At 39.5% G+C, this 6,520-nt stretch carries 5 protein-coding genes and 1 pseudogene; 5 read left to right on the top strand and 1 reads right to left on the bottom strand.

The genetic code is table 11. From position 1 onward, the window contains the following. Positions 1-553: shikimate kinase (locus AC4PL9_RS03225; RefSeq protein ID WP_491603340.1), on the top strand; the 553-nt coding region annotated here is incomplete at its 5' end. Here the strand turns inward: AC4PL9_RS03225 and AC4PL9_RS03220 are convergent. After that, the gene (locus AC4PL9_RS03220) at positions 541-1,035 is read right to left on the bottom strand and encodes a phosphoribosyltransferase family protein (protein ID WP_491603339.1); all 495 of its coding nucleotides are present in this window, start codon (positions 1,033-1,035) and stop codon (positions 541-543) included. The genes AC4PL9_RS03225 and AC4PL9_RS03220 overlap by 13 nt on opposite strands. Before the next feature lie 172 nt (positions 1,036-1,207). On the opposite strand from AC4PL9_RS03220, the gene carB reads away from it, so the two are divergent. From carB to AC4PL9_RS03200, 4 genes and pseudogenes are all read left to right on the top strand, one after another. Beyond that, entirely contained in the window at positions 1,208-4,024 is a 2,817-nt protein-coding gene (gene carB / locus AC4PL9_RS03215) for a carbamoyl-phosphate synthase large subunit (protein ID WP_491603338.1), read from the top strand. Then, the gene (locus AC4PL9_RS03210; RefSeq protein ID WP_491603337.1) at positions 4,024-4,284 is read left to right on the top strand and encodes a hypothetical protein; all 261 of its coding nucleotides are present in this window, start codon (positions 4,024-4,026) and stop codon (positions 4,282-4,284) included. The genes carB and AC4PL9_RS03210 overlap by 1 nt, the downstream gene beginning before the upstream one ends. Before the next feature lies 1 nt (position 4,285). Continuing rightward, entirely contained in the window at positions 4,286-5,059 is a 774-nt protein-coding gene (locus tag AC4PL9_RS03205; RefSeq protein ID WP_491603336.1) for an FkbM family methyltransferase, read from the top strand. Between the two features lie 7 nt (positions 5,060-5,066). Further along, a pseudogene (locus AC4PL9_RS03200) lies at positions 5,067-6,520 on the top strand (hypothetical protein); the annotation flags it as partial.

The following is a 6,520-nucleotide window of genomic DNA, read 5'->3' as shown; positions in this document are numbered from 1 at the left end:
TAAAATTGATTATTTTGCCACAAATTCGAATAGTATGGAGGAGGGGTATATCTTTTTTGTTGGTTTTATGGGAGCCGGGAAAACATCTGTTGCAAAAAAAGTGGCTGCGAAAATGGGGCTTTCTTTTCAGGATTCGGATCAGGAGTTGGAAAAGAAACATGCAATAACAGTCAATCAAATGTTTGATGAAAAAGGGGAACTTTTTTTCAGGGAACAGGAAACACTTTTTTTGAATAACCTTGATCGAAACTCTTCTGGTGTTGTGAGTGTTGGTGGCGGACTTCCTTGTTTTAATAACAACATGGATCAAATGAAGAGTTTGGGGATAGTAGTTTATCTTAAACATCCTGTCGGACAGTTGGTGAATCGGTTGATACATGCCAAAATAACACGGCCATTAATTCGTGAGAAAAGTGAACAGGAACTGAAAGAGTACATTTCAGAAATGATGCGAATACGATCTCCTTTTTATGAACAGGCGCATCTTGTTGTTAGCGGGAATGAGATACATCCCGGAAAAATTGTTGAATTAATCAGGGCTTATACGAGGTAAGCACGTGCTTCGTTTTCGAAAGTGACTTCAACACGGTCCTTTAATGTTGTTGTAAGTGTGATTCCTACAAAATCCGCACGGATAGGATAACGCCTATGTGTGCGGTCTACCAGAGTCACAGTCTTTATAAAATCAACGGGTGTCTCCAGTATTTTCATAAGTGCATACTGCATCGTTCTTCCGGAATTGATTACATCATCAACAAGAATGATAACCGAGTGGATTAAATCTTCCGGCGGGCAGGATAACTTTACGGGGTGAGATAAAGGAGCTTCTTTATCTAGCGTGATTGTTACCAGTTCGACCTGTTGATTCGCTACTGATTTTACAAGGGTAGCAATCTTTTCTGCCAGAATCATACCATTACCTGAAATCCCTGCAATAAAAATCTGGTTGTGCGAAAAAGTGTTTTCTACAATCTCATGAGCAATACGTACAATCTTTTGCTCAATTTGTTGTTTGTTCAAAACCGTATTTACCATCGCACTAATTTTTAGCAAATATAAATTCTTTTTTTTTAACAGGGTGCCAGATAAGGCTGTTCAGATAGGAATTGTATTTGTTCAAAAAACATCCTGTGAGTTCCATTTTTTCTCCTTAAATTCGCATCCGATTTATTGTGTTCTATTTAAACACGCAAACGATTCTTTATTTATGCCAAAAGATACTAGCATTAAGTCGGTCCTAATAATCGGAAGTGGACCCATCGTCATCGGACAAGCATGCGAATTTGATTACTCAGGCTCACAGGCCGCAAGATCTCTGAGAGAAGAGGGTATAGAGGTAACTCTTATTAACTCTAATCCGGCGACTATTATGACTGATAAGGTTGTAGCGGATAATGTGTACCTGCAACCTTTGGAGCCTGAAAGTATCAGGACTATTCTTGAAAAACACAAGATTGATGCGGTACTTCCAACTATGGGGGGGCAAACCGCACTTAATCTTTGTATAAAATGTGATGAACTCGGAATCTGGGAAGAATTCGGTGTTCGTATCATTGGAGTAGATATTGATGCGATCAATATTACAGAGGATAGAGAAGAGTTTCGTGCACTGATGGAAAAGATCGGTGTGGGATGCGCGCCTTCTAAGACAGCAAGATCTTTTCTGGAAGGAAAAGAGGTAATGCAGGAGCTTGGAATCCCATTGGTGATTCGTCCTTCATTCACTCTTGGAGGTAGTGGAGGTTCTGTAGTGTATCACAAAGAAGATTTTGATGCTGCACTTACGGTAGGTCTGCATACGTCTCCGATCCACGAAGTCTTGATTGATAAAGCAGTTATTGGTTGGAAAGAATATGAGCTTGAGCTCTTGCGGGATGCAAATGATAATGTTGTGATTATTTGTTCTATCGAGAATTTTGATCCGATGGGAGTACATACGGGAGATTCTATTACGGTGGCTCCAGCAATGACACTTTCGGATACGACTTTTCAGCGTATGCGGGATATGGCAATTAAAATGATGCGCTCTATCGGTAATTTTGCCGGAGGTTGTAATGTTCAGTTTGCTGTTTCTCCGGACGAAAAAGAGGATATAATTGCAATTGAGATCAATCCACGCGTTTCCCGTTCTTCAGCTCTTGCGTCTAAAGCAACAGGGTATCCGATTGCTAAGATTGCAGCAAAATTGGCGATAGGGTATCACCTGGATGAATTGAAAAATCAGATTACAAAGACTACATCTGCTCTTTTCGAACCGACGTTGGACTATGTGATTGTAAAGATTCCTCGTTGGAATTTTGATAAATTCCCGGGATCGGATCGAAGACTTGGTTTCCAGATGAAATCAGTAGGAGAGGTCATGGGAATCGGGCGTTCTTTTCAGGAAGCTCTTCAAAAGGCATGTCAGTCACTTGAAATCAACCGAAATGGTTTGGGGGCTGATGGAAAAGAATTGAGAGATCAGGATGCAATTTTGCACTCTCTGGAGAATCCATCATGGAACCGATTGTTTCATATCTATGATGCGGTTAAACTAGGAATTCCTTTCAAGACGATATTTGAGAAAACAAAAATAGATGTTTGGTTCCTGCGTCAGATTGAAGATCTGATCAAGTTGGAGCGCAGCATAGAAAAGCATTCACTGACAAGCATTCCTAAAGAACTATTATTCGAAGCCAAACAAAAAGGATATGCAGACAGGCAGGTAGCTCACTTGTTACGTTGTTTGGAGTCAGAAGTACATGCCAAGCGAAATGAATTTGGCATCAAACGTGTATACAAACTGGTAGACACCTGTGCAGCTGAATTTGAAGCAGAGACACCTTATTATTATTCTACCTTCGAGTATGAAAACGAATCAGTTGTTTCTGATCGTAAAAAAGTAGTGGTACTGGGATCAGGACCGAACCGAATTGGTCAGGGAATTGAATTTGATTACAGTTGTGTGCACGGGGTTCTGGCTGCTAAAGAAGCAGGTTATGAAACCATTATGATCAATTGTAACCCGGAGACGGTTTCAACGGATTTTGATACGGCAGATAAATTATATTTCGAGCCGGTTTTCTGGGAGCATATTTACGATATTATTCAACACGAAAAACCTGAGGGGGTTATTGTTCAGCTGGGAGGTCAGACAGCATTAAAACTGGCTGAAAAACTGGAGCGATACGGCATCAGGATTTTTGGAACTTCTTATAAAGCACTGGATCTTGCTGAAGACAGAGGGCAATTCTCAGGACTATTAAAAGAACTGAATATTCCTTATCCGGAGTTTGGAGTAGTAGAAAGTGCTGAACAGGCACTTGAGTTGTCTGACCAACTTGGTTTCCCACTTCTTGTTCGCCCGTCTTACGTACTGGGTGGACAAAAGATGAAAATTGTGATTAACAAAGAAGAGTTGGAGCATCATGTGGTGGATATACTTCGGGATATGCCGGACAACCAGATCCTTTTGGATCACTTTCTTGGAGGAGCAATTGAAGCGGAAGCAGATGCTATCTGTGACGGAAAAGATGTTCACATTATAGGTGTGATGCAGCATATTGAACCTGCGGGAATTCATTCGGGGGATTCATATGCCGTATTACCTCCGTACAACCTGGGAGATTTTGTGATGCAGCAGATAGAAGATATTACCAGAAAAGTAGCTGTTGCACTTGAAACAGTGGGGCTGATTAATATCCAGTTTGCCATCAAGAATGACAAAGTATACGTGATTGAAGCGAATCCAAGAGCATCCAGAACAGTGCCGTTTATTGCAAAAGCATACGACGAACCGTATGTGAACTATGCGACAAAGGTGATGTTGGGAGATAAAAAAGTGAAAGACTTTACTTTTGAACCCAAGACAGATGGATATGCAATTAAAATCCCGGTATTCTCATTTGAAAAATTCCCGAATGTAAATAAGGAGTTAGGTCCGGAAATGAAATCCACCGGAGAGGCAATTCGCTTCATTAAGAATTTGAAAGATCCTTTCTTTGTGAAGATTTATTCCGAAAGAAACCTTTATCTGAGTAAGTAATGGTGGAGGCCAGTTTCACAGGAGTTGTCCGGACTGTTCTGATCGTTGTTGGAGTGATTGTTATTCTTCGTTTTATTAATCAGTTGTTTACGGCAAAAAGAGGTCAGGCTGAGGCAGCTGATCTTGAACGCAAAAAGCAACACTTTGAAAAAGCGAAAAAAGAAGTGGAGAAGAATAAAGGAAAAGTCAGAATTCTTGGGAAAAAAGAACATTCTCGGGATGAAAGTGATTATGTTGATTACGAAGAAGTAAAGGATTAATATGAAATGGATACGAAGACTATTGGTCCGGTTAATAGGGATAAAAGCTTATCTCAAGCTAATCAGTAAAGTCTATCTGTCTCTTACGAATCAGGGGTTTCTGAAAAAATCATATCCTGAACTTTTTTTTATAGATCGATTAGTACAACCGGATTGGGTATGTCTGGATATTGGTGCCAATTTAGGGTACTATTCAAATAGAATTTTACGAAATATTGAGGGAGGGGCTTTACATGCTGTAGAGCCTATTCCTCTTTTTGCTGCTATTTGGAAATCAAATATTTTGCCTTCCCGAAAAAAAGTTTCCTTATACAACATCGCTTTAGGAGAGGAGAAAAGGCAGGTAAAAATGTCAATTCCTGTTCGGGATGGAGTAGTCCGACATGGGCTTACCAAAGTGGATACAGGAGATAATGTAGGACAGTCAGCCCTTAGTTTTGATGTAGAAATGGAGCGTGGAGATGCTGTCTTTTCTGATCTGAAGCAATTAGATTTCGTCAAGATAGATGTGGAAGGATATGAGCAATTTGTTCTCAAAGAAATCGAGTCTACCCTGAGAACCCATCTCCCGGTAATACAAATCGAATTGTCAGGAAGAGAAAACAGAAGTATTTCGTATAAACTTCTTACGTCTATTTCGTATAAAGCCTTTATATTAGACCAAAATAAACTGAAGCCGATTACTGAAGATGAATTGCAGAGCATCGATCAGGACTTTTATTTTCTTTCTGAAGAAAAGATGCAGCAATTCGGAAGTGATTTGATTTGTAAATAGAAGAAATATGTCGTTTAGCCGAATTTTAAAGAGCAGTATTCCTTATGTAGTGCCCGTGTTAATTTTTTTGGTCGTATCGTCCTTATATTTTAGTCCGGCTTTTGACGGATACGATGTGAAACAGGCCGATGTTGTCAATTACAGAGGTATGTCGAATGACCTGAGTGCTTTTCACGACGAGAACCCGGATGAAGAGCCTTTGTGGACCAATAGTATGTTTGGAGGAATGCCTGCTATTCAAATATCTGTTTATGAATTGGGAAATAATATTTATACACTGAGAAATATTGTAGGATTGGGACTGCCACACCCTGTCAATATTTTATTCCTCTATTTTATAGGGTTCTTTTTCTTAGGATTGGTACTTAGAATTAATCCCTGGATCTCTGCTGCCGGAGCCCTGGCTTTTGGTTTTTCATCTTACTTTTTGATTATTATCGAAGCCGGACACGTTACAAAAGCGTATGCTATTGCGTTTATGGCTCCTGTTGTTGGTGCATTTATAATGGCGTATCGACGAAATTTGATTTGGGGCGTTTTACTTTCAGCCTTTTTTATGATGTTGGAAATCGGATCGAATCACTTACAAATCACCTATTATTTAGGATTCTTACTAATTGGATTGGGAGTTTTGGAAGTAGTCCGAGCAATAAAGTCAAAAAGTTATAAGCGCCTTTTTACTGCTTCTGCTGGAGTAATAGTTGCTTATGGATTGGCAATTATGTCGAGTGCTGCTAATATCATGGTGACGCAGGAGTATGCGAATGAAACGATAAGAGGTAAAAATAATCTTACAATAGCTCCTGATTTACGGGAAAATGATGCCAATTCGACGGCAGATGGTTTGGACCGGGATTATGTAACCCAATGGAGTTACGGGAAATCTGAATCTCTGACATTTTTGATTCCTTATGCAAAAGGGGGACATAGCGTTGCTATTGGTAATGGAGAATTTTCAGAAGATTTAAAAACGGCTGACTTTAGGCGCGAAGCGAAAGAGTTTATTGCACAAAATTCACAATATTGGGGTGATCAGCCTTTTACAAGTGGCCCCGTGTATGTTGGTGCATTGGTGTTTTTATTAGCGATAGTAGGTTTATTTTTTATCAAATCGGCAATTAAATGGCCTTTATTAGTTGTTACAATACTTACGTTATTCTTATCCTGGGGAAAGAATATGATGTGGTTTACGGATTTCTTTTTGGACTATTTTCCAATGTATTCCAAGTTTAGAGCTGTTACCATTATTCTGGTTATTCTTGAACTGTGTATGCCTATTTTGGCTATTCTATTTTTACACCAATTGTACAAAAACAGGGGGGAGATAGCCGAACAAAAAAAGAAATTTCTCGTAATTTCATCCGTTGTAGTGGCTTTTATGTTGTTTCTGATTGCTTCTCCATCTTCTACAGGGTTATACTCACAGGCTGAAATGAATAAGATGAGTGACCCTGAATTGTA

This window comes from Wandonia sp. (assembly GCF_984588085.1).
The sequence above is the reverse complement of the archived record's forward strand: the minus strand, read 5'-3'. Positions and strand labels throughout refer to the sequence as shown.

Bases quoted from the DNA above. Each gene is read 5' to 3' on its own strand.
- AC4PL9_RS03210 (WP_491603337.1), top strand. From the start codon at position 4,024: ATGGTGGAGGCCAGTTTCACAGGAGTTGTCCGGACTGTTCTGATCGTT.
- AC4PL9_RS03220 (WP_491603339.1), bottom strand. From the start codon at position 1,035: ATGGTAAATACGGTTTTGAACAAACAACAAATTGAGCAAAAGATTGTA.
- carB (WP_491603338.1), top strand. From the start codon at position 1,208: ATGCCAAAAGATACTAGCATTAAGTCGGTCCTAATAATCGGAAGTGGA.
- AC4PL9_RS03205 (WP_491603336.1), top strand. From the start codon at position 4,286: ATGAAATGGATACGAAGACTATTGGTCCGGTTAATAGGGATAAAAGCT.